Below are 19,017 nucleotides of genomic sequence, written 5' to 3' on the forward strand. Positions count from 1 at the left end.
CTCAGTAGTGGACCAGATTGTGGACCATCAGAGGGGCGCCGAAATGCTGTAGCCGCCCACCCTGGTCGATCCGGCCAAGGTCGATGCCGCTGAAGCCCAGCGCATCCATCAAGTCCGCGATCTCGGCATTTGCGGCGGGGGCGTCGCCCGACAGGAAGAGGGCACGGCACCCGCCATGCTGCCGCGGGTCCGACGCAAGGACAGCGGCGCGCAATGTGTTGAACGCCTTGACCACGCGCGCACCGGCCGCCAGCTCGCTGACGACCTGAGTGGACAAGCGACCGTTGAGGTCGATCGGGCGAAAGGACGGAAACTCCACGGCGTTGGTGGCATCCACTAGGATGCGTTCCTGCCAGTTCGTCACGCCGGCAAATACCTCGACAACAGACGCGAAAGGCACGGCGAGGAAGAAAACGTCCGCCTGCAGCGCTTGCTCCACCGTGGTCGGATGGATGCGATGACCACGTCTGCCAGACAGTTCGCCGAGCGAGGCAGGCCCTCTTGAGTTCGCCACTTGAACATCCATACCGGCGCGTGCGAACTGCGTTGCGATGGCGCTGCCGATGGCGCCAGAACCAATGATTGCGTGTTCCATGACCAGACTCCGATGAGGCGCCGGCCATCTGCCGGCGCCCTTGAACGATGTGTTTACTTCGCGGACTTCGCGTCGATGCTGAAAGCGCCTGCGCCGTTGGCCACGATCATCAGGAAGGCGCCTGCGATGGAGACATTCTTCAGGAACATGATCATCTGCATCTGGTCGGCGAAGTTGTTGTGGAAGATCACGCCTGTGGCGAGAGTGAAGCCGGCTAGCACGGCCGCCACGAGGCGAGTCTGGAAGCCCAGGATGATCGCGACCGAGCCCAGGACTTCGAGCGCGATCACCGCGGGCAGCGCGATACCCGGGACACCCATGGCGGCCATGTAGCCGGCAGTCGCGCCATAGGCGGTGATCTTGCCCAGACCTGAGATGAGGAAGAGAGCGACAAGGAGGATGCGGCCGAGAAGCTCGGCGCTGTTGCGGGCCACGCTGGTCGTGGAGGGGACGGCGGTCGTTGCGATAGTGGACATGGAAATCTCCTGATAGTGGTGTGAAACTGTGAGTGCTGCAGGAATGCGCACCGGATCAGCGAGGGCGCCCGGCTGCGCGAAGGATGTTTCCGATGCGATTGATCTCGGCTTCGCCTTGCTCCAGCGCTTCGGGGGTGGTGTGAACGGAGTAGTAGCCGGTCACGAGATCGTGCGGGTGCTTGATTGAAGTGCCGATCACGAACGAGGTCGGCACTTGTGCGGTGAACTCCAGTGCCGCGTCCGATTCATCGAATACCGCGATCTCGCCTGCGGCCACGGTGTTCGGTGTTTCGGCGACTCCCTCATACACCGCGATCCAACCGACGGTATGTCCGTGAGGAGGCTGGTAGCGCCACGTCTCGCCCGCCTGCAGGCGAACATGGAAGTAGTTGATGCCCTCGGGCGCCCGGATCGGACTGCGCGCCTTGCCGTGACGGCCGAGCACCACCGTGACGGGCCCCTCGCTTTCGACCTGCTCCGGCGCGATGTACTGGCCTTCTGCCGGCGAGTTTTCCAGCTCGGGCGGCAACGCCAGCCAAAGCTGGAAGAACTTCAGGGGCTCAGCGGTGTAGACGCGGCCGTCATGCCAAGCACCCGCGCCAGCCTTCATCCATTCCAGGCCACCCGCGGGCACCTGACCGGATTGCCCTGTCGTGTCTTCGTACTGGAGCCCGCCGCTCAGGGCGATCGTCAGCGTTGCGATGCCCGAGTGCGGATGGATACCGAAGAAGGTATCGCCGGTCGGCGGCAGTTCGCCGTAGTCCAGAAACACAAAAGGCTTGATCAGCTGGCCCAGATCCGAGGGGTTGACCAGCCGGGTGATCGGGCCGCGTATAGCGCCACGTCCTTGAAACACGATGCGGCGGGAGGCGACTGAGGTTTCGGGTTCTGCGAGGTTGTTAGTGAGTTGGGTCACGGCGGCATCTCTGGGGAAGTGCGACCAAAGTAGATTCGTCTGACATATCTTGCTAGCCTATATTTCTAGATGATATCCATCGAAAGGATAGATATATGCTCGACGGAGTGACGCTGGATCAGATCCGCACTTTTATTGCAGCGGTGGAGCAAGGCAGCTTTTCGGCAGCCGGGCGGAAATTGCGACGTGCGCAGTCGGTGGTCAGCCACACCCTTGCTAATCTCGAGGCGCAGCTGGGCGTTTCATTGTTCGAGCGTAGCGGCCGCTACCCACGTCTGACCGAGGAAGGCCAGTCTCTTCTGCGCGACGCTCGTGCAGTCGCGGATCACATGGATGATTTCAAGGCTAGGGCGCGCTCCATCCGCGAGGGCCTGGAGCCTGAACTGTCTGCGGCAATGGACGTGATGTATCCGATGCCGGCAATTACGCACGCGGTCGGGCGTTGCCGAGAGCTCTATCCGAACACGCCTTTGCGGCTCTACGTCGAGGCATTGGGTGGTGTCGTTCAGCCCGTCCTGGACGGCTCGTGTCGCATCGGAGTGATTGGCTCGCTGCCGACTGTCCCGGATGAGCTCGTGGTGGAGCCGCTGGTGGTGGTGCCGTTCGCGACCGTGGTTGCTCCGCAGCATCCTTTAGCGAAGGCACGGACGCCTCTGTCGAACGCCGAGTTGAGCAAGCATGTTCAGCTGGTACTGACCGATCGTACAGCGCTATCCTCGGGTCGCAACTTTGGCGTCATCTCGCCACTCACCTGGCGGCTGGCGGACTTGGGCGCTAAGCATGCTTTCCTGCGTGCAGGCTTCGGGTGGGGACACATGCCTGTGCACATGGTCCAAGTGGATCTGGATCAGGGCCAGCTGGTGGAAATCCGAACGCATGCCAATGCGACGACGCGTGCCGGCCTGGACATGCAGGTGGTATATCGCAAAGACGCTCCGCCCGGGCCTGTCGGGCGCGCCTTCATCGAAGCTCTCAGGCACTGACGACATTTCATGATCACCCTTTTCCCCAAGGCTAAGGACCGGCCGTTTGTAGGGCATTGCACATGAGCGGCCGAAGTCGACAGGCACTTCCTTCTTGCGTTCTCCTAATCATGCTGCTCCTGGCTGCGTTTCCCCGTGGCGTAGCCGCACAGCAGGCGTCGGTCGTCTATGGTCGCTTCAAGGTGGATACCTGGCGCTCCCATGAGGAGGTGAAGCTGGCATTTACTTCCAATCTGGTCCAAACCAGAGACGGGTATCTCTGGCTGTCGTCGCAGTCGGGCCTGGTGAGGTTCGACGGCGTTCGCTTCAAGTCCTTCAATGGTGACAACTCACCGGCTCTGCGAGGCCGCACGCGGTTGATCACGATCCCGCTGGCCGAAGATCACATGGGCGGATTGTGGGTGGCTAGCGGGAGTGAGCTGTTTCGCGTTGCCGGCGATCAGGTGACGTTGCGTGCGAGCAATGAAGCGCTCAAGGCAGACATCATCAATGCCGCCGCCGTCGACGCTCACGATCGGCTCTGGGCAGTGACGCGCAGCGGCCGAGTATTTGTCATCGACCGCGGTGGCCGTCAGCGGGAGCTACGTGGCACCTTGGTCAGCTACTCCGGCAGCAGTATGGCTGTCGACAACAATGGAGATATGTGGGTCGCCGCCGGTGAGGGTGCGGTCTATCGAATCAGTGACGGGAAACTAAGCCGGATCGCCCTCCCTGACGGTGCCGAGGTGCATAACCCCAGCCGTGTCTATGCGACGCGCGATGGCTCGATCTGGTTCGGCACGCACACGGCCATCGCTCAATGGAAGGATGGGCAGATCCGGCATTTTCCGCTACCGGCCACCAAGGGGTTCGGTGCCGTGACCGCGATGGCAGAAGATGCTTCGGGAACGCTGTGGGTTGGCTCTTACGGAGCCGGCCTGCATTGGTTCGACGGCAAACAGTTCCAGTCATTCACGCGTGCCGATGGCCTGTCTGATGACCGCGTCATCGACATCCTTCCAGACCAGCAAGGCAACATGTGGGTGGCTACCCGTGACGGCCTGAACAGATTCCAGCCGTTGCAGGTGGAAGCTTTCACGGCGCGCACAGGGCTGCCAAGCGACATGCCTGGCGGCATGGTGCGCGACTCTGATGGCGGAACGTGGTTGGCGCCGCCTACTGGCGGGCTGTACTACGGCTTTATCGATTCGTCCGGCACGTCATTCTCGCGAGCGGGCAGCAGTCCTGCCGAGCTGGTGCTTTCCCTCGCCCCGGCTGCAGGAGGCGGCGTATGGGTGGGACGTCCGAACGGGATCATCTCGCGCTTCGAGAAGGGGCAGGCCACGGCCGACCGGGGCTATCGCGGATTGCCTCCCGTTACCGACCTGCTGGAAGACCGCGCAGGCTCGCTCTGGATCGCGACGTGGCGAGGTCTCTTTCGTGGCAAAGAGGGGAGCCTCGAGCGCGTACAGCAGAAGGACGACTTCATCTTCCGACTGTTCAAGGATTCGAGCGACGCGCTGTGGGTTGCCAGCTTGACGGGCGTAACTCGCATCGATGTGGCAGGTGATGAGATGTTCGTCCCTTGGCCCACGCCGAAGCAGACGGGTGTCAGGCCGAACGTAATAATCGAAGCGCCCAAGGGAACCGTGTGGGTGGGATCGGATGAGGGGCTTGTTCGCGTTGCTGGCGGAAAGCCGACGGTCGTGGCCGTAGCGGAGGGACTGCCGGAAAGTTGGGTTGGCGCGGGTGAAGTGGATGGTGCCGGGAGACTTTGGCTCGGCCAGCTAGGCGGCCTGACTCGCGTTCGCCTCGCAGAACTGTCTGCGGTGGCCGACGGCAGGCTTCCCGACCTAATCGACGTGGGCAGCTTCAAGCCATTGGATGGATTGCCGGGCGGCGATCCTGCGGCATGGCCACATCCTTGGTCGTTCAAAGATGCAAGCGGAATGCTGTGGTTCGCCATGGGCCACGGCATCGTATCGGTGGACCCCCTCAACGCGAAACCCATCGGTGCAGCCCCCAAGGTCTACATTGATGAGATCACGGCCGACGGGGTGCGACAGAACAACAGCCAAAAGATCATCCTCGACCCGGCGACACGACGCATCGACATCCGATTCACCGGAGTCGATCTGTCGCACGGACCAGACGTACGTTTCCGATACCGCATGGACGGGTTCGATTCGGAATGGATTGACGCAGGAACCCAACGCGTCGCGTCCTACACGCGCCTGGTGCCCGGGACCTATCGGTTCCGTGTGTCGGCCCGAGACGTTCGAGGGCAATGGACGCCCGTAGAATCCCACGTCACGATCCAGGCGCTGGCGCCGTTCTACCTGAAAGGCTGGTTCATCGCCCTGTCAATCCTGATGGTCGCGCTGTTGCTGTGGATGTACCACCGCGCTGCGCTCAGGATTCGCGGCGCCGCCATCCTCGATGAACGCACACGCCTGGCTCGTGATATCCACGACTCGTTATTGCAAGGATTCGGCGGTATTGCGCTGCAGTTGCATGCGGTCGATCAGCGAATGGGCGCCCAGTCTCCGGAAAGGGCCAGGCTAGATCGCATCCTTACCTTGGTGGATCGCACGTTGACCCACGCACGAAAGGTTGTCTGGGACATCCGGCAGCCGGCCGAGGCGGACGATCTTGCAGCTTCGATCCAACTCAGCGCGCATCGCATCCTCGCGGACAGTGGCATCGCGGTGGACATCGTCTCCGCAACTGGCGTCACCTTTGAAGCCGCTGCGGAGGTCAAAGCTCAGTGCCGCTCGATCGTGGAAGAGATCTTGGTGAACGTCCACAAGCACGCACACGCAACCTCGGTTGTCGTGGAACTCGAATACACGTGGAGCCACTTGCGCATCGCCGTGCGGGACGACGGACGCGGCTTCGACGTTCTGGACGTCGCCAGACGGCAGGGCCATTGGGGTCTTCAGGGGATACGGGAGCGAGCCAGATGCATCGGCGCATCCGTCGCGCTGTACACTCAGCCCGGGAACGGGACTGATGTGTGCGTCAGGGTTCCTCGATGGCGCTGGCTGAGGCTGGTGCCCGGCGTTGCTCGGCGGGCCGCGGCCAGGTCACCAAGCAAAATAAGCCGTTAGGTGGATTGTCGCGCCACCCCTGACAGGACGACTATCGGAACTATGGCCCTCAATAGAAAGCAGCCTCTGGACGTCAATGGAGCGACCCAGCGGATCCGCGTCATGGCGGTCGATGACCATCCCATCTACCGGGATGGCTTGGCTGCCGTGTTGGAACTGCATCCCGACCTTGAACTGGTGGCAGAAGCCGGCGACGGAGCAGGTGCCGTGGACGCCTATCGCGATTGGCAACCAGATGTGACATTGATGGATCTGAGCATGCCCGTGATGAGCGGGGCGGATGCCATTGCCAGGATCGTCGAGGAATTCCCCTCGGCGAGAATCATCGCGCTCACGACCTACCAGGGTGACACGGACATTCACCGGGCTCTTGAGGCCGGTGCGCGGGGCTACCTCCTCAAGGACGTGCTTCGCAACGAGGTTGCCGACGCGATACGCACCGTCTGGCGTAAAGGCTGGGTTCTGCCGGATACCGTGGCGCGCCGACTTGCCGAGTACGTTCCGCGCGTCGAGCTTACCGACCGGGAACTTGAGGTGCTGCGTCTGATGGCGAAAGGGCTTCGCAACAAGGAAATCGCTGCGCATATCCACCGAACGGAAGCGACGGTCAAGGTTCACGTGTTGCATGTACTGAACAAGCTCCACGCGCAGGATCGAACTGAGGCGGTTGTGATTGCGCTCAAACGCGGGATCATTCATCTCGCATAGGATGCGTGTCCCGTGAAGCCCCCGGGACGCAGCAGTGCGTTCGCTGACACCTAGCCAAAAGACGTAGGAACAATCTACGCCGAAGGTTGATTTCAGTCACGGAGCGCAAGCCTTAACGTGACCTTCACTCCAGAAGAGATGAGGGACATATGAGCAACTCCACCACAGGCAAGGTCGGCAAGGAAGCCCTTCTGACGCCCGACAACTGCGTACTTCTGCTGATCGATCACCAGCCATTCCAGTTCAGCGGAGTCAAGAACATCGACGCCGCGCTGTTGATGAACAACGTGGTTGCCCTAGCCAAGGCCGCAAAAGTCTTCGAGGTGCCCACGCTGCTCACCAGCGTCGTCGAGGATCGGGGCGGATTCATCGTGAAGCCGCTTTTGGATGTCTTTCCTGAGCAGACGCCCATCAATCGGACCACGATCAACACGTGGGAAGATCCGGCGTGTGTCGAATGGGTAAAACGCACCGGACGAAAGAAGGTCGTGATTGCCGCGCTCTGGACTGAAGTGTGTCTTGCGTTCCCGGTGATCCACGCGCTTGGTGATGGTTACGAGGTGTACTTCGTGACCGATGCGTCGGGCGGTACCAGCGTCGAGGCGCACGAGATGGGCATCGCGCGCATGGTCCAGGCGGGCGCGGTCCCGATGACGTGGATCGTCTTTGCATCGGAACTGCAGCGCGACTGGGCCCGCGAAGAATCCGCAGCGAAGCTCATCCCGGCACTGCTCGAGCACGGTGGAGCCACCGCCACCAACTTGGCCTGGGAGTTCCAGTTGCTCGCCGGCAAGCCAGGCGCGGGCGTCTGACGCCTGTTTCCTACACGTACGCTTGGGCGCACATCGCGGCCAAGCGGTTTCCCCTTGCGAAGAACAGCCAGAGAACCCCATGGCCAAAGTCCTAGTTCTGTACTACTCCTCCTACGGCCACATCGAGCAGATGGCCGAGGCCGTTGCCGAAGGCGCGCGCAGCGCAGGCGCGACGGTCGACATACGCCGTGTTCCTGAAACCGTTCCGGAAGAAATCGCCCGCAAGAGCCAGTACAAGCTCGATCAGAAGGCAGCGATCGCCACCGTCGCGGAGCTGGAGAACTACGACGCCATCGTGATAGGTACCGGCACTCGCTACGGCCGCATCACCTCGCAGATGGCGGCGTTTCTCGACCAGACCGGGGGCCTCTGGGCGCGCGGCGCACTCAACGGAAAAGTAGGCGCCGCGTTCACTTCAACGGCGACACAGCATGGCGGGCAAGAAGCAACGCTGTTCTCGATCATCACGAACCTGCTCCACTTCGGCATGACGATCGTGGGCCTTCCCTACAGCCATCAGGGACAGATGAGTATCGACGAGGTCGTCGGTGGCGCGCCGTATGGCGCAACCACGGTTGCTGGTGGAGACGGTTCGCGACAGCCCAGTGCGATCGATCTGGCCGGCGCGCGACACCAGGGCGAACTGGTCGCGCGCACCGCGGCAAAGCTCTTCGACTAACCAGTTACGAGCCGGCGCTGACTCGTCCTCCCCCATTGAGTCACCGCAGACGGCCTGCCTTTCTCCCCGGAGCTAGCCATGACCAGCAACACCGCCTCTGAAGAGGCCAAGACCATTGTCCGTACGAACACCGAACGAGTGCAGGGACGCGGCGACTTTGCCCTGTTCGAACAGCTGTTCGCAGACGATTTCGTCGACCACACGCCCCAGCCAGGTACCACCGCGGACAAGGACGGCGTGCGCGTCCTCTACCACCGCCTGCGCGAGGCGTTTCCGGACTTCACTCCGATAATCCACTGGCAGACCGTGGACGGGGATGTGGTCACTACGTTCAAGACCTATCACGGCACGCACCGTGGCCCGCTCTTCGGCATCGCACCGACTGGACGGAAGATCCAGTTTGAAACCGTCGACTCGATGCGCGTTCGCGACGGGAAGATCACCGATCACTGGGGCGTGGCGAATCTGTTCTCGCTGATGCAGCAGCTCGGCGCCCTGCCGCCGGTGTCCTGACGATCTTCCGTGAAGCAAGGAGCCACTCCCATGCGCGTTACCACGTTCACCATCCGCCTGGCCCTGATGGTCGTGCTCATGTCGACGGTGTTCCAGCCGGCCGTGGCAAAGCAGCCCAACGACGACATCGAGGCCAACAAGGCCGTCGTACGTCGCTACTTCGACGCCTTCAATCGCGCCGACTTCAGCCAACTAGGCGAGATCGTGACAGCCGACTACGGCGATCGCCTCGAAGGGCAGGCGCCCGGCATCCAAGTCATCCGCAGCTACCTCCAGGGTCTGAAGGCCAGCTTCCCAGACTTCACGTGGACGATCGAGCAGATCGTTGCCGAAGGCGACCGCGTCGCCGTGATGAACCGTGTCTCCGGTACGCAGGTTAATGATTTTGGTGGCCTCAAGGCCACGGGCAAAAAAGTCGATTTCCGTGCCTTCCAGATCTACCGCATCGAAGGCGGAAAACTCGCCGAGCACTGGGAGGTCGCCGACTTCGCTACCTTCCAGGCGCAACTGACTGCCAAGCCGAAGGAGTCCGCATTCCAGTCCTTCCAGAAGGGCCTGGATTCTTCCAAAGAAGGTGACAGGAAATGAGCAAGCTGCTGTCTGGAAAAGTAGTCGTGGTGACTGGCGCGGCGAGCGGCATTGGACGAGCGATCGCGATCGGTGCGGCACAGCACGGCGCAAAGGCGGTGATCGTATCCGACGTGGTCGAAACACCCCGCGAGGGAGGAGCGACGACGACAAGCGAGATCGACGCCTTGGGCGTTTCCAGCCGCTTCGTGCAAACGAACGTGAGTAAGCGCGACGAGGTGGATGCCCTCATCGCGGCAACAGACTCCCTCGGCGGCGTGGACGTTATGGTCTGCAACGCGGGCATTACGCTGCGCTCGGACGGTGCGGACGTGGCGGAAGAAGATTACCGCCGCCTGATATCCGTAAACCTGGATGGCGTCCTGTTCTGCGCCCAGGCAGCTTCCCGGCAGATGCAGTTGCTGTCGAAGCCGGGAAGCATCGTGCTGATGGCCAGCATGGGTGGCATCTCCGGCGCAGGCATGACAGTCGCGTATTCGACCAGCAAAGGAGGCGTCGTACTGATGGCCAAGGCTCTGGCCGATGCGCTGGGACCGTCGGGTATCCGTGTCAACTCCGTGTGCCCCGGGACCATCGACACCGCACTGTTGCGCAATACACCGGGCGTTGCGGAAGCGTCGGAGGGCTTCCGGCAGAGAACGCCCCTACGCCGTCTCGGCAAACCTTCGGAGATTGCCGACGCCGTCGTGTGGCTCGGGTCGGACATGTCGAGTTACGTGAGTGGCGCTCCCCTGCTCGTGGATGGCGGCTTGCTCTCGGTGCTGTGAGCGCTCACTGAAGCTCATCCCCCAACCTCTCTGGAGTTACGATATGGTCACCCCTTCCGTCGCTGATCGTGGATACGACTCGACTGGCTACATGCCGATGCTCACCCTATTGGGCCGCCTGCTGATGGCGTCGGTATTCATCATCTCCGGCGTCGGCAAAGTGGCGAACCCTGAGGTGACCTTGGGCTATATCGCATCCGCCGGTCTTCCCGTTCCGCAAGCGGCCCTCCTCATTGCCATCCTGATCGAAGTCGGTGGTGGCGTCGCCCTTATCGTGGGATATCGCACGCGGATCGTTGCGAGCGTGCTCGCTTTGTTCTGCGTTGTCACTGCCGTCAGCTTTCACGCGGCTTTCGACGACCAAAACCAGTTCATCCACTTCCTAAAGAACCTGACGATGGCGGGCGGCTTCCTCCAGATCGTCGCGTTCGGCCCCGGCTCCCTGAGTGTGGACGCGAGGCGCCAAGGCCCTCTCGGTAATCCCGGTGAGCGTTAACGCGATCCATCGACAAAAACGATAGAACGCATCGAGAAACATTGTCTTCTGCGCCCGCAATGAGCGGCCTAGGCTGACAGCACTTCCCCCCTCGCCCTGACCGACTAGAGCCACGCCATGACCACCACCATTCGATTCCACCAATACGGCGGCCCCGAAGTCCTGATTCCGGAGGATGAGCAAGTAGGCCGTCCTCTCGAAGGACAGGTACGCCTGCGCCACGAGGCGATTGGCGTGAACTTCATCGACACTGCCTTCAGGAGGGGCATCTTTCCGATGCCGCTGCCGGGTGTAACCGGTGTCGAGGGCGCTGGCATCGTCGAAGAGACAGGGCCGGGTGTGGATTTCCAGGTCGGCGACCGTGTGGCGTATTTCCTTTCCCCTGGCAGCTATGCAGAAGCACGCCTGATCAAAGCCGGGGATCTGATCGCGACACCCGAAGACATCACATCAGTAGAGATCGCCACCATCCTCACGAAAGGCTTGACGGCCTGGGCCGCGCTGAATGGCTTTCACACGCTGCGTGCGGGCGAAACCGTTCTGGTGCAGGGTGCTTCGAGCAATGTCGGACTGCTGGTGGCGCGTTGGGCACGCGCGCGCGGTGCACGTGTCATCGGTACGACCAGCTCATCGGAGAAGCTTGCGGCCATCCGGGACTCCGTGGACTACCCACTGCTGTCGTCCGACGCTTCGATGCTTGAGAGGCTGAAGGCAATCGCCCCGGCGGGTGTGGATGTCGTGTACGAGTTCGTTGGCAAGGCTACGTTCGAAACATCGGTCGCCGCCGTGCGGAACGGCGGCACGATTGCAACCATCGGTGCCGCTTCGGGACAGCCGGACGCGGATCCGGACACCCTGTCGCGGCGGAATGTGCGCGTCGTCGGCGGGCCGATGGCGCAGCATCTGCAAGGCAGGACGCGTGAAGCGATCGATGCGGTGTTCGCCGCGCATCGGGAGGGCACATTCGGCGACTACAAGGCGAACGTCTATCCACTAAGAGACGCTGCTGCTGCTCACGCGGACGTTTCCGCGCGCCGAAAACTGGGGCCCATGGTCCTGGTTCCGTGAAGCCATGCGACGCGAACTTCTCATGAGCCGGCTTGCTTTGGCGCTCGCCGCCCTGACCGGCGGCGCGCCGGCAAACGCGCTCGACCTCGACAACAGCCACCGGGCGGCCATCTGGTACGAAGCCTTCAGCAAGCACGATCCCGAACTGCTGGGCACCGTGCTGGCCGACGACTGGTATGAGACACCCTCGACCGAGCGCGGCGGCAAGCAGACCGCAATGAAGCTTCTGGTTTCCTTGACGACCGCGTTCCCGGATTTCGACATCGAGATCAAGGACATGATCCAGGAGGGAAACAAGGTTGTCGTGCGCTCACACATCACCGGAACGCACATGTTCCCCTTCCTGGGCTTTCCTGCACGGAGGGCAAAGCTCTCTATACAAGCGATCGACATCCACGAGTTCAAGGAAGGAAAGATCGTGCACACCTGGCATTCGGAAGACTGGATGACGGGCCTTCGGCAGCTAGGTGTACTTCCCAGTGAGCCATCATGCGACTGATTCCGGCGTTGAAGCGGAATGGATTCAAAGCCGACCGTCTGACCTGGCGCGCGTACCGTGTTGGGTTGCCCTAGAGAAATCGGCAAGAGCCCGACATGAATCGGCATTAGCAGAAGGCCGTGGGACTCCTAGCATGAGCTCACGGTCTCGCGCGGCGAGGCCAACCACGCCAACACCGGAGAATGACATGACCAACACCATCAATGAGACATTGATCCGCAGGCTGTACGAGGCTGTGAACAAGAAGGATCTAGCCACGATCGCAGGGTTTGGAGCCCCAGAGAGCGAGTGGCTGGACGTGCCATTCGACTACACCACGTATGGGGTTGACGCGATCATCGAGCCTTGGAAGAGCTGGTTCAACATCTTCCCTGATGCCACCTGCGAAGTTCGTAGCCTAGTTGCGCTCGAAGACTATGTCATTGCCCAGGGTACTGGCCGCGGCACCCACCGGGGTGTCTTCAAATCGCCCGCAGGTGAGCTTCAGCCAACCGGCAAGTCGATGCAGGTCAACTTCTGCGACGTTTACCGACTTAAGGACGGGAAGATCATGCGGGCCGACTCATACTTCGACTTCTACGGACTTCTGAAGCAGCTTGCCCCCGAGAAGCTCGCGTGAGACGGCGCCATCGAGCTGTTGGCCGTTCTGGGCCTGCGCTCCGGGCGCGGCTTGCAGCCGGAGCCGACCTGCCCGATGAAGCTCGGGCAGGTCCCGGCTTGGTACGGGTCAGGAGCGTTAGCAAAGGCATGCATAGCCCAGTTGCGGTCACCTGGTGATCCGCGTCGGCCGCGCGAAAGATCGCGGCACAAGGGGCTGGGCGATGGCTGACAGGGGGCGCCCCCACGATCAAGCGCCGAAGTGTCGCGCGATTTGAGCGGCCGCTCACGCCACTCGGTAGTTCGAGAAGAACCCACAATGCGATTCGTTCCTGCGGACCGGCGGTTATCCATAACCGCCTTGCTCATCATTTGCTTGCACGAACCCGCCCTCGCGCACGGCAGGGACGATTGCACGATTGGCACAACACGGCGGCCGCCCATCGTCAATCTCAGGATCGACAATGATCTGCTGGGAGGGCAAGACCAGGGATACAGCAATGGAGTCCAGCTGTCGGTAGTCACGCCAAACCTAAAGGACTACGCCGATGATCCTTGCCTCCCAAGCGTGGCGAACTGGGTCAATCGCTGGCTGGGCGCGCTGCAGATGGAGGACGCCGATCAGCGGGACATGATCGCCACCCTCTCCCATGGGATATTCACCCCGGCCGATCCGAGTCGAAGCGAGCTCGTTGAAAGTGATCGGCCATACGCCGCGCTACTTCTGTTTGGTCTCGGCTACAACGCGAGAAAGGGTGACCTGCTGCGAACGACTCAACTACAGTTCGGCATCATCGGCCCAGCAGCAGCTGGTGAGCAGGTACAGAACGGCGTGCATAAACTGGTCGGCGCCGACAAGTTCCGCGGCTGGGGCAATCAGCTAGATAACGAGCCCGTGTTCCGGCTGGTTTACGAGCAGATGCACCGCTTCTCCGCCAACGGCGGAAAACGTGGCTGGGGAATGGACACGGTCGTCCATTACGGCGGAAGCCTGGGCAATCTGGCAACTTACGCCAATGCAGGAACGGAGCTACGCATCGGCGTCAATCTTCCTGACGACTTTGGCAGCACTCCATTGCGGCCAGCAGGTGAGAACACGGCGCCGCCCCGCGAGCCCGCCACCCAGTATCAGCCTGGCGCGCACATGTTCGTTGCGTTAGACACCAGAATCGTGTGGCGCGACATCACGCTGGACGGAAACACGTTTCGCGACAGCCATAGTGTTGATAAGCGACACGTCGTGTCCCACGTAGGTTACGGGGTCGCGCTAATGGTCCACCGATGGAAATTTGCCGTCGCGCGGTACCACGTCACGAGCGAGTTCGAGGGCCAGCCAGAGTCTCCTGTATTCGGCAGCATCGCTGTCAGCCGTGCGTTCTGAGAGAAGTCCCTGAAGGTCGAAAATTGGGATCAGGTCTGCGACGCAGTAGTCGACGGAAAGCATTTTTCAAGCGGGCAGCAGTCAGGATTGCCCGTCACCGCTGCAATGGTAGTACTCCAGAGTGCACTACTTCGGCCTCCTAAGAATGTCCACTCTTGGCCGGAAGCAGCCCCGGCTTGGAAGGGCTGCTCGGGCCGTAATAGACTGCATTGCACAAACTATGCACTACGCCGGCCACGTTGCCGATGACACTAAATATTTGATTTAACTATCAGAATTGGCGGACTGAACGGACTGTGGTGTACATGGATAACGAAGTTGATACATGAAACGCTCCGATCTGCACTAACTATGAGTTCGTGCGCCACACCAACTATGGTGTAAGACCCACTTCATAACCGCTCCCCCAAGCGATATGTCGCACCTGTAGGTAATGAATGACAACTACGAACGTAACTCATAGGTTAAACAAGACGCTGCAAAAGGCCAGGAATACCTGGCGGCCATCAGGAACGCGGATTGCGGAGACATTGCTTCTTTGCTCGCCTTCGTCAGAAGCTGACCAACGTCAAAGCAGCCGGCTTGCAGCCGAAGCCAGCGCATGTCGCTCGATGCTGGCGGCGAACAACGGGGTCTCGCGGCTGTTGTGGTTGCCACCATCGCGCTGGCGGGCGTCGGCCGCGTCTTCGAACGGCGTGCCGTGTTCGGCGATGAAGTCCAGGAATTCCTGCGTGGGGTGGGCCACGACGCTGTTGGTGTATTCGCAGGTGTTCTCGTCGATCTTCTTGACGCTGAGCGTCCAGATCACCTGCACCCGCGTGCGACCGTTGGGCGTGAACGCGTCCGACGTGGATACCATGCGGCACAGGCTTGGCCTGGCAATTTCGGCCACGTAGTGCTGGACCATCAGCGTCTTGCCGATCATCTCGACATTGATGGACATGCGCGTGCCATCGTCGGTGCGGGTCGAGCCAGCGGAGATATGGTCGGGCGGGCAGCAGCGCTGATACTCCGCTTCGGGCAGGTTGAACAGCCAGTCCGCGATGTCCACCTTCTCGATCGGCGCGTTGATGATCGCGGTGTAGGCGGAGGCGGACAGCAGCTTGTCGGTGATGATGATGTCGGACATGGTGGACTCCTTGGGTGAGGCCCCACTATCGATCCGGCACCGGGTGGCGCACAGCCATCTCTTGGTATGCGCGGTTGAACCGGCGTGGACGCCAGGCTGCATACCAAGGTGTTAGAACGCGGCCAGCCGCACGCCGTCCACGCTCGCAATGGCATCCAGGCGCACCACGCTTCCGTCGTCCAGGTGCATGTACTCGGCGCCCTCCTTCGCACGCAGGTCGGTGATCCGCGCCAGCGCCGTGCATTCCTCTCCAGCCGCGTCCACGTACACGATGGTCACGCGGCGTTGGCCGGTGGCGGTGGCTTCCAGCACATCGTGGAACTCGCAGTTGATCGGGCGGTAGGTCGTGGTCATTGCCGCAGTCTCACGCATCAGGACGGAGGGAACACCTGGTTGGCTGGCCGGAACCCGGCCAGCACGGACCGCTGGAATCAACGCAGTTTGACGCCGGGGAAATCGACCGGCACCGCAAAGGCGACGTTGACGTAGTTGGTGAACAGATTCAACGCCACGTGGGCGAGGATTTCGACGATCGCTTCATCATTGAAGCCCACGTTCCGCAGCTGGGCGACATCGGCATCGTCGATCTGGCCACGGCCTTCCACCACGCGCAGCGCGAAGTGCAGCGCGGCAGCCGTCTTGGGATCATCGGACTCACCGCCCTGCGCGGCGCTCATTTCCTGGCTGCTGGCACCGGCCTTGCGGCCCAGTGCGGTGTGCGCGGCCAGGCAGTACTCGCAGGCGTTGCGGTTGGCGATGGCCACGGCGATCTTCTCGCCCAGCGCGGCCGGAATGATGCCGCCGCCCAGCGCGCCGAACGATCCCCACATGCTCTTCAGGGCAGCGGTGGAATTGGCAACGGCACGGAACATGTTGGGGGTGGCACCGAAGGCGGAATGGATCTGGCCGAGCAGGGCCTGGCGTTCGCCGGTGGTGTCGGCGGCGTTGATCAGCGGGATACGGGACATGGTGTGGATTCCTTTGAATGCCGGCGCGGGGTGGCCGGTTGATGGGCATAATAGGAACCCGACCGGGACGTTTGGTGTCTGTATGTCGCTCATAGATGTCAATTCGTCCAGTCCTTCCATCGACCGTCTGACCCCGGTCCTGGAGCGGTTCCGGGTCCAGGCCACGCTGTTCCATGCCGGCCCGCTGTGCGGGCACCAGCACTTCGACGCGCAGCCTGGCCGCGGCTTCCTGCACGTGCTGCGCCGGGGCGAAATGGACCTGCTGTATCGCGACGGCTCGCGCCTGGCGCGCACCCATCTGAGCGAGCCCACGCTGCTGCTGTTTCCGCGCGCGGTGCACCACGAGTTCATCAACCCGCCGGTGGACGGCTCGGACTTCACCTGCGCCACACTCGATTTCGATGGTGGCGCCCGCAACCCGATCGTGCAGTCGCTGCCGGAAGCGATCGTGTTGCCACTGGGCGCCATTGACGGCCTGCAGGCGACGCTGGACCTGCTGTTCGCCGAATCGGACCAGTTGCGCTGCGGGTCGCGCCTGCTCGCCAACCGCCTGTTCGAGGTCGTGTTGATCCAGGTGCTGCGCTGGATCATCGACCACCCCGGCAAGGCGCAGGTGTCGCCCGGCATGATGATGGGCCTGTCCGACCCCCGCCTGGCCAAGGCACTGATGGCGGTGCACGCCGAACCCGATGCCGACTGGACCCTCGAACGCATGGCCGAACGCGCAGGCATGTCGCGCAGCGCATTCGCCGCTGCCTTCAAGACCGCCACCGGCACCACGCCGGCGGCGTATTCGCTGGACTGGAAACTCAACGTGGCCACCTCGCTGCTGCGGGCCGGTCGTCCGGTGAAGCAGGTAGCGCTGGAGCTCGGCTTCGCCGACGCGCCCACCTTTTCGCGCGCCTTCCGCCGGCGCACCGGCGCCTCGCCGCGCGAGTGGATGAACGCGCACGGCGAGGGCGGGTAGGCAGGCGGTTACTTGTCCAGGAACGCGACCAGCGCGGGGATCGTCTGCTCCGGGGCTTCTTCCATCAGCCAATGGCCGGAGCCTTTGACGATCATGCCTTCCACGTTGGTGTCCACCAGTTTGGCCTGGTCGATCAGGAACTGGCCGCCGGCCTTCTCGCCGGACAGCACCAGCATCGGCATGTGCAGCGGTGTCTTGGCGAAGCCCGCAAAGTCCTTGGCATCCTGTTCGAAGTTCTTGAAATATTCAAAGCCCGCGCGCATGCCGCCGGGGCGTGCGTATTCGGACGCATAGAACTGCCGGTCGGCCTCGGGCACGGAGTGCGTGCGGTCGGCGGCGAAGTCGTTCCAGAAGTGCTCGAAGTAGGTGCGCTCGCGGCCATCCACCAGCTTCAGCGGGGTTTCGCCGTAGAAGTGGAAGTGCCACAGATCACGCAGCAGCCACACGTGGGTCCAGTCGCCCACGCCGGGCAGGAATGCATCCATCAACACGATGCTGTCCACTTCGTCCGGGTATTGGGCGGCGTACGCGTAAGCCACCATCAGGCCGATGTCATGGCCGACGATCTTGACCTTGGGGTAGCCCAACGACTTCACCAGCGCATGGATATCCTGCGCCAGTGTCTTCTTGTCGTAGCCGCCGTCCGGTTTGGACGACTGCCCGGCACCGCGCAGGTCGGGCGCGATGACCACATGGCGGCCGGCCAGCTGGGGCATCAACGGGCGCCACATGTGGCTGGTTTCTGCATAGCCGTGCAGCAGCACCACCGGCGATGCATCGCCTTGGCCGGCCTGCAGGTAATGCAGGCTGACGCCGTTGACGTTGGCGGTGTGGCTCTGGATGGCCGCGCTTCCGGCCGCCTGCGCAGTGGCATGCACGGCCAGCATCAGCACCAGCGCGGTGGCGGCGCGGCGGAACGAACGGGAAAGCAGTTTCATGACGATTCTCCTGGAAAAGGGCGGGGTGTCAGAGCTGGCTCATGCCACCGTCGGCGATGATTTCGGTGCCAACGATGTAGGCCGATTCGGGTGAGGACAGGTGCAGCACGGTGGCGGCAATTTCTTCCGGGGTGCCGAAGCGGCCCAGCGGAATCTGGCTCTGGATCTGTGCGGCGGTGGCGTCCAGCGCCGCCGCATCCAGGCCGAGCTTGGTGTAGATCGGGGTGGCCACCGGGCCCGGGCTGAGCACGTTGACGCGCACGCCGCGCGGCAGCAGTTCGGCCGAGAGTGTCCTGGCCAGCGAGATCACCGCCGCCTTGCTGGCCGCGTACACCGAGGTGTTGGGCATGCCGATGCGGGCGTTGATCGAGCCGTTGATCACCACCGATGCACCTGGATTCAACAGCGGCAGCAGTGCCTGCAGCTGGAAGTAGGGGCCCTTGATGTTGGTGTTGAAGATCTGGTCCCACAGTGCTTCGTCCACGTCCGGGTAGGCGGCGAACTTCGCCGCGCCGGCGTTGACGAACACGGCGTCCAGGCGCACCTCGGCGGCGGCCAGAGTCTCGGCCAGGGCACGCGCGGCGGCGATGTCGCCGGCATCGTTCACCACCACCAGCGCAGTGCTGCCCACCGCCGCTGCAGCCTGCTCCAATGCGGCGGCATCGCGGCCGGTGATGACCACACGGGCGCCTTCGGCGGCGAAGGCCTTGGCTGCCGCCAGGCCGATGCCGCTGCTGCCGCCGGTGACAAGGATGGTCTTGCTGTTGAAACGGTTCATGAGGATCTCCTTCGATGATGGCGTTGTGCCGTGAGCCCATGTTGCGCGGGCGTTCTGCCTTTTCCGTGCC

22 protein-coding genes are annotated in these 19,017 nt (G+C 62.4%); 14 read left to right on the forward strand and 8 right to left on the reverse strand.

The annotated features are described in order from the left end of the window. Position 1: 1 nt before the first annotated feature. Genes AC06E7_RS07525 through AC06E7_RS07535 form a run of 3 tightly spaced genes read right to left on the reverse strand, consistent with a single transcriptional unit; the run spans position 2 to position 1,987 of the window. Positions 2-595 carry an NADPH-dependent F420 reductase gene (locus AC06E7_RS07525; protein ID WP_478063874.1) on the reverse strand — a complete coding sequence of 198 codons (594 nt, stop codon included), beginning with the start codon at positions 593-595 and terminating at the stop codon, positions 2-4. A 53-nt stretch (positions 596-648) separates the two neighbouring features. Next, complete coding sequence (locus AC06E7_RS07530; RefSeq protein WP_478063876.1) at positions 649-1,071, reverse strand: DoxX family protein; 423 nt, start codon at positions 1,069-1,071, stop codon at positions 649-651. A gap of 55 nt (positions 1,072-1,126) precedes the next feature. Further along, positions 1,127-1,987: a pirin family protein gene (locus AC06E7_RS07535; RefSeq protein WP_478063878.1), complete on the reverse strand. Its 861-nt coding sequence runs from the start codon at positions 1,985-1,987 to the stop codon at positions 1,127-1,129. A gap of 95 nt (positions 1,988-2,082) precedes the next feature. On the opposite strand from AC06E7_RS07535, the gene AC06E7_RS07540 reads away from it, so the two are divergent. The 13 genes from AC06E7_RS07540 to AC06E7_RS07600 all read left to right on the forward strand — a co-directional run bounded on the left by AC06E7_RS07540 (position 2,083) and on the right by AC06E7_RS07600 (position 14,167). Next, positions 2,083-2,970, forward strand: coding sequence for a LysR family transcriptional regulator (locus tag AC06E7_RS07540; protein ID WP_478063880.1), 888 nt, complete (start codon positions 2,083-2,085; stop codon positions 2,968-2,970). A gap of 110 nt (positions 2,971-3,080) precedes the next feature. Next, complete coding sequence (locus AC06E7_RS07545) at positions 3,081-6,059, forward strand: sensor histidine kinase (protein ID WP_478063882.1); 2,979 nt, start codon at positions 3,081-3,083, stop codon at positions 6,057-6,059. A gap of 102 nt (positions 6,060-6,161) precedes the next feature. Further along, complete coding sequence (locus AC06E7_RS07550) at positions 6,162-6,767, forward strand: response regulator (RefSeq protein WP_478063884.1); 606 nt, start codon at positions 6,162-6,164, stop codon at positions 6,765-6,767. A 149-nt stretch (positions 6,768-6,916) separates the two neighbouring features. Further along, positions 6,917-7,579, forward strand: a complete 663-nt coding sequence (locus tag AC06E7_RS07555) for a hydrolase (protein ID WP_478063885.1) — start codon at positions 6,917-6,919, stop codon at positions 7,577-7,579. A gap of 79 nt (positions 7,580-7,658) precedes the next feature. Further along, entirely contained in the window at positions 7,659-8,258 is a 600-nt protein-coding gene (gene wrbA, locus AC06E7_RS07560) for an NAD(P)H:quinone oxidoreductase (RefSeq protein ID WP_127564145.1), read from the forward strand. A 78-nt stretch (positions 8,259-8,336) separates the two neighbouring features. Continuing rightward, on the forward strand, positions 8,337-8,771 hold the full coding sequence (locus AC06E7_RS07565; RefSeq protein WP_478063888.1) for an ester cyclase: 435 nt from the start codon (positions 8,337-8,339) through the stop codon (positions 8,769-8,771). Positions 8,772-8,801: 30 nt separating this feature from the next. Beyond that, on the forward strand, positions 8,802-9,359 hold the full coding sequence (locus AC06E7_RS07570; RefSeq protein ID WP_478063890.1) for an ester cyclase: 558 nt from the start codon (positions 8,802-8,804) through the stop codon (positions 9,357-9,359). After that, complete coding sequence (locus AC06E7_RS07575) at positions 9,356-10,126, forward strand: SDR family NAD(P)-dependent oxidoreductase (RefSeq protein WP_478063892.1); 771 nt, start codon at positions 9,356-9,358, stop codon at positions 10,124-10,126. Before AC06E7_RS07570 ends, AC06E7_RS07575 begins: the two co-directional genes overlap by 4 nt. 43 nt (positions 10,127-10,169) lie before the next feature. Further along, a complete protein-coding gene (locus AC06E7_RS07580) occupies positions 10,170-10,622 on the forward strand; it encodes a DoxX family protein (RefSeq protein WP_478063894.1) in 453 nt (150 codons plus the stop codon). 117 nt (positions 10,623-10,739) lie between these two features. Then, positions 10,740-11,690, forward strand: coding sequence for a zinc-binding dehydrogenase (locus AC06E7_RS07585; protein ID WP_478063896.1), 951 nt, complete (start codon positions 10,740-10,742; stop codon positions 11,688-11,690). Between the two features lie 22 nt (positions 11,691-11,712). Next, positions 11,713-12,189 carry an ester cyclase gene (locus AC06E7_RS07590; protein ID WP_478063898.1) on the forward strand — a complete coding sequence of 159 codons (477 nt, stop codon included), beginning with the start codon at positions 11,713-11,715 and terminating at the stop codon, positions 12,187-12,189. Positions 12,190-12,376: 187 nt separating this feature from the next. Beyond that, complete coding sequence (locus tag AC06E7_RS07595; RefSeq protein WP_478063900.1) at positions 12,377-12,808, forward strand: ester cyclase; 432 nt, start codon at positions 12,377-12,379, stop codon at positions 12,806-12,808. A gap of 297 nt (positions 12,809-13,105) precedes the next feature. Further along, a complete protein-coding gene (locus AC06E7_RS07600) occupies positions 13,106-14,167 on the forward strand; it encodes a lipid A deacylase LpxR family protein (protein ID WP_478063902.1) in 1,062 nt (353 codons plus the stop codon). Positions 14,168-14,735: 568 nt separating this feature from the next. Here AC06E7_RS07600 and AC06E7_RS07605 read toward each other — a convergent pair. From AC06E7_RS07605 to AC06E7_RS07615, 3 genes are all read right to left on the reverse strand, one after another. Beyond that, positions 14,736-15,296 carry a hypothetical protein gene (locus AC06E7_RS07605; protein ID WP_068848284.1) on the reverse strand — a complete coding sequence of 187 codons (561 nt, stop codon included), beginning with the start codon at positions 15,294-15,296 and terminating at the stop codon, positions 14,736-14,738. A gap of 111 nt (positions 15,297-15,407) precedes the next feature. Continuing rightward, positions 15,408-15,650: a hypothetical protein gene (locus tag AC06E7_RS07610; RefSeq protein ID WP_320458332.1), complete on the reverse strand. Its 243-nt coding sequence runs from the start codon at positions 15,648-15,650 to the stop codon at positions 15,408-15,410. A 77-nt stretch (positions 15,651-15,727) separates the two neighbouring features. Continuing rightward, positions 15,728-16,264, reverse strand: coding sequence for a carboxymuconolactone decarboxylase family protein (locus tag AC06E7_RS07615; protein ID WP_068848288.1), 537 nt, complete (start codon positions 16,262-16,264; stop codon positions 15,728-15,730). An 82-nt stretch (positions 16,265-16,346) separates the two neighbouring features. Between AC06E7_RS07615 and AC06E7_RS07620 the strand changes: the two genes are divergently transcribed. After that, the gene (locus AC06E7_RS07620) at positions 16,347-17,231 is read left to right on the forward strand and encodes an AraC family transcriptional regulator (RefSeq protein WP_478063905.1); all 885 of its coding nucleotides are present in this window, start codon (positions 16,347-16,349) and stop codon (positions 17,229-17,231) included. An 8-nt stretch (positions 17,232-17,239) separates the two neighbouring features. On the opposite strand, the gene AC06E7_RS07625 is transcribed toward AC06E7_RS07620, so the two are convergent. Together AC06E7_RS07625 and AC06E7_RS07630 are read right to left on the reverse strand one after the other, a co-directional pair. After that, positions 17,240-18,169 (reverse strand): alpha/beta fold hydrolase, encoded by a 930-nt coding sequence (locus tag AC06E7_RS07625; RefSeq protein ID WP_478063907.1) that lies wholly within the window; start codon positions 18,167-18,169, stop codon positions 17,240-17,242. 28 nt (positions 18,170-18,197) lie between these two features. Continuing rightward, positions 18,198-18,947 carry an SDR family oxidoreductase gene (locus AC06E7_RS07630; protein ID WP_184126248.1) on the reverse strand — a complete coding sequence of 250 codons (750 nt, stop codon included), beginning with the start codon at positions 18,945-18,947 and terminating at the stop codon, positions 18,198-18,200. Between the last annotated feature and the right edge of the window lie 70 nt (positions 18,948-19,017).

Source organism: Stenotrophomonas sp. Steno-Z4, assembly GCF_056393145.1.

Bases quoted from the DNA above. Each gene is read 5' to 3' on its own strand.
- AC06E7_RS07525 (WP_478063874.1), bottom strand. From the start codon at position 595: ATGGAACACGCAATCATTGGTTCTGGCGCCATCGGCAGCGCCATCGCA.
- AC06E7_RS07530 (WP_478063876.1), bottom strand. From the start codon at position 1,071: ATGTCCACTATCGCAACGACCGCCGTCCCCTCCACGACCAGCGTGGCC.
- AC06E7_RS07540 (WP_478063880.1), top strand. From the start codon at position 2,083: ATGCTCGACGGAGTGACGCTGGATCAGATCCGCACTTTTATTGCAGCG.
- AC06E7_RS07545 (WP_478063882.1), top strand. From the start codon at position 3,081: ATGCTGCTCCTGGCTGCGTTTCCCCGTGGCGTAGCCGCACAGCAGGCG.
- AC06E7_RS07550 (WP_478063884.1), top strand. From the start codon at position 6,162: ATGGCGGTCGATGACCATCCCATCTACCGGGATGGCTTGGCTGCCGTG.
- AC06E7_RS07555 (WP_478063885.1), top strand. From the start codon at position 6,917: ATGAGCAACTCCACCACAGGCAAGGTCGGCAAGGAAGCCCTTCTGACG.
- wrbA (WP_127564145.1), top strand. From the start codon at position 7,659: ATGGCCAAAGTCCTAGTTCTGTACTACTCCTCCTACGGCCACATCGAG.
- AC06E7_RS07565 (WP_478063888.1), top strand. From the start codon at position 8,337: ATGACCAGCAACACCGCCTCTGAAGAGGCCAAGACCATTGTCCGTACG.
- AC06E7_RS07570 (WP_478063890.1), top strand. From the start codon at position 8,802: ATGCGCGTTACCACGTTCACCATCCGCCTGGCCCTGATGGTCGTGCTC.
- AC06E7_RS07575 (WP_478063892.1), top strand. From the start codon at position 9,356: ATGAGCAAGCTGCTGTCTGGAAAAGTAGTCGTGGTGACTGGCGCGGCG.
- AC06E7_RS07580 (WP_478063894.1), top strand. From the start codon at position 10,170: ATGGTCACCCCTTCCGTCGCTGATCGTGGATACGACTCGACTGGCTAC.
- AC06E7_RS07585 (WP_478063896.1), top strand. From the start codon at position 10,740: ATGACCACCACCATTCGATTCCACCAATACGGCGGCCCCGAAGTCCTG.
- AC06E7_RS07590 (WP_478063898.1), top strand. From the start codon at position 11,713: ATGAGCCGGCTTGCTTTGGCGCTCGCCGCCCTGACCGGCGGCGCGCCG.
- AC06E7_RS07595 (WP_478063900.1), top strand. From the start codon at position 12,377: ATGACCAACACCATCAATGAGACATTGATCCGCAGGCTGTACGAGGCT.
- AC06E7_RS07600 (WP_478063902.1), top strand. From the start codon at position 13,106: ATGCGATTCGTTCCTGCGGACCGGCGGTTATCCATAACCGCCTTGCTC.
- AC06E7_RS07605 (WP_068848284.1), bottom strand. From the start codon at position 15,296: ATGTCCGACATCATCATCACCGACAAGCTGCTGTCCGCCTCCGCCTAC.
- AC06E7_RS07610 (WP_320458332.1), bottom strand. From the start codon at position 15,650: ATGACCACGACCTACCGCCCGATCAACTGCGAGTTCCACGATGTGCTG.
- AC06E7_RS07615 (WP_068848288.1), bottom strand. From the start codon at position 16,264: ATGTCCCGTATCCCGCTGATCAACGCCGCCGACACCACCGGCGAACGC.
- AC06E7_RS07620 (WP_478063905.1), top strand. From the start codon at position 16,347: ATGTCGCTCATAGATGTCAATTCGTCCAGTCCTTCCATCGACCGTCTG.
- AC06E7_RS07625 (WP_478063907.1), bottom strand. From the start codon at position 18,169: ATGAAACTGCTTTCCCGTTCGTTCCGCCGCGCCGCCACCGCGCTGGTG.
- AC06E7_RS07630 (WP_184126248.1), bottom strand. From the start codon at position 18,947: ATGAACCGTTTCAACAGCAAGACCATCCTTGTCACCGGCGGCAGCAGC.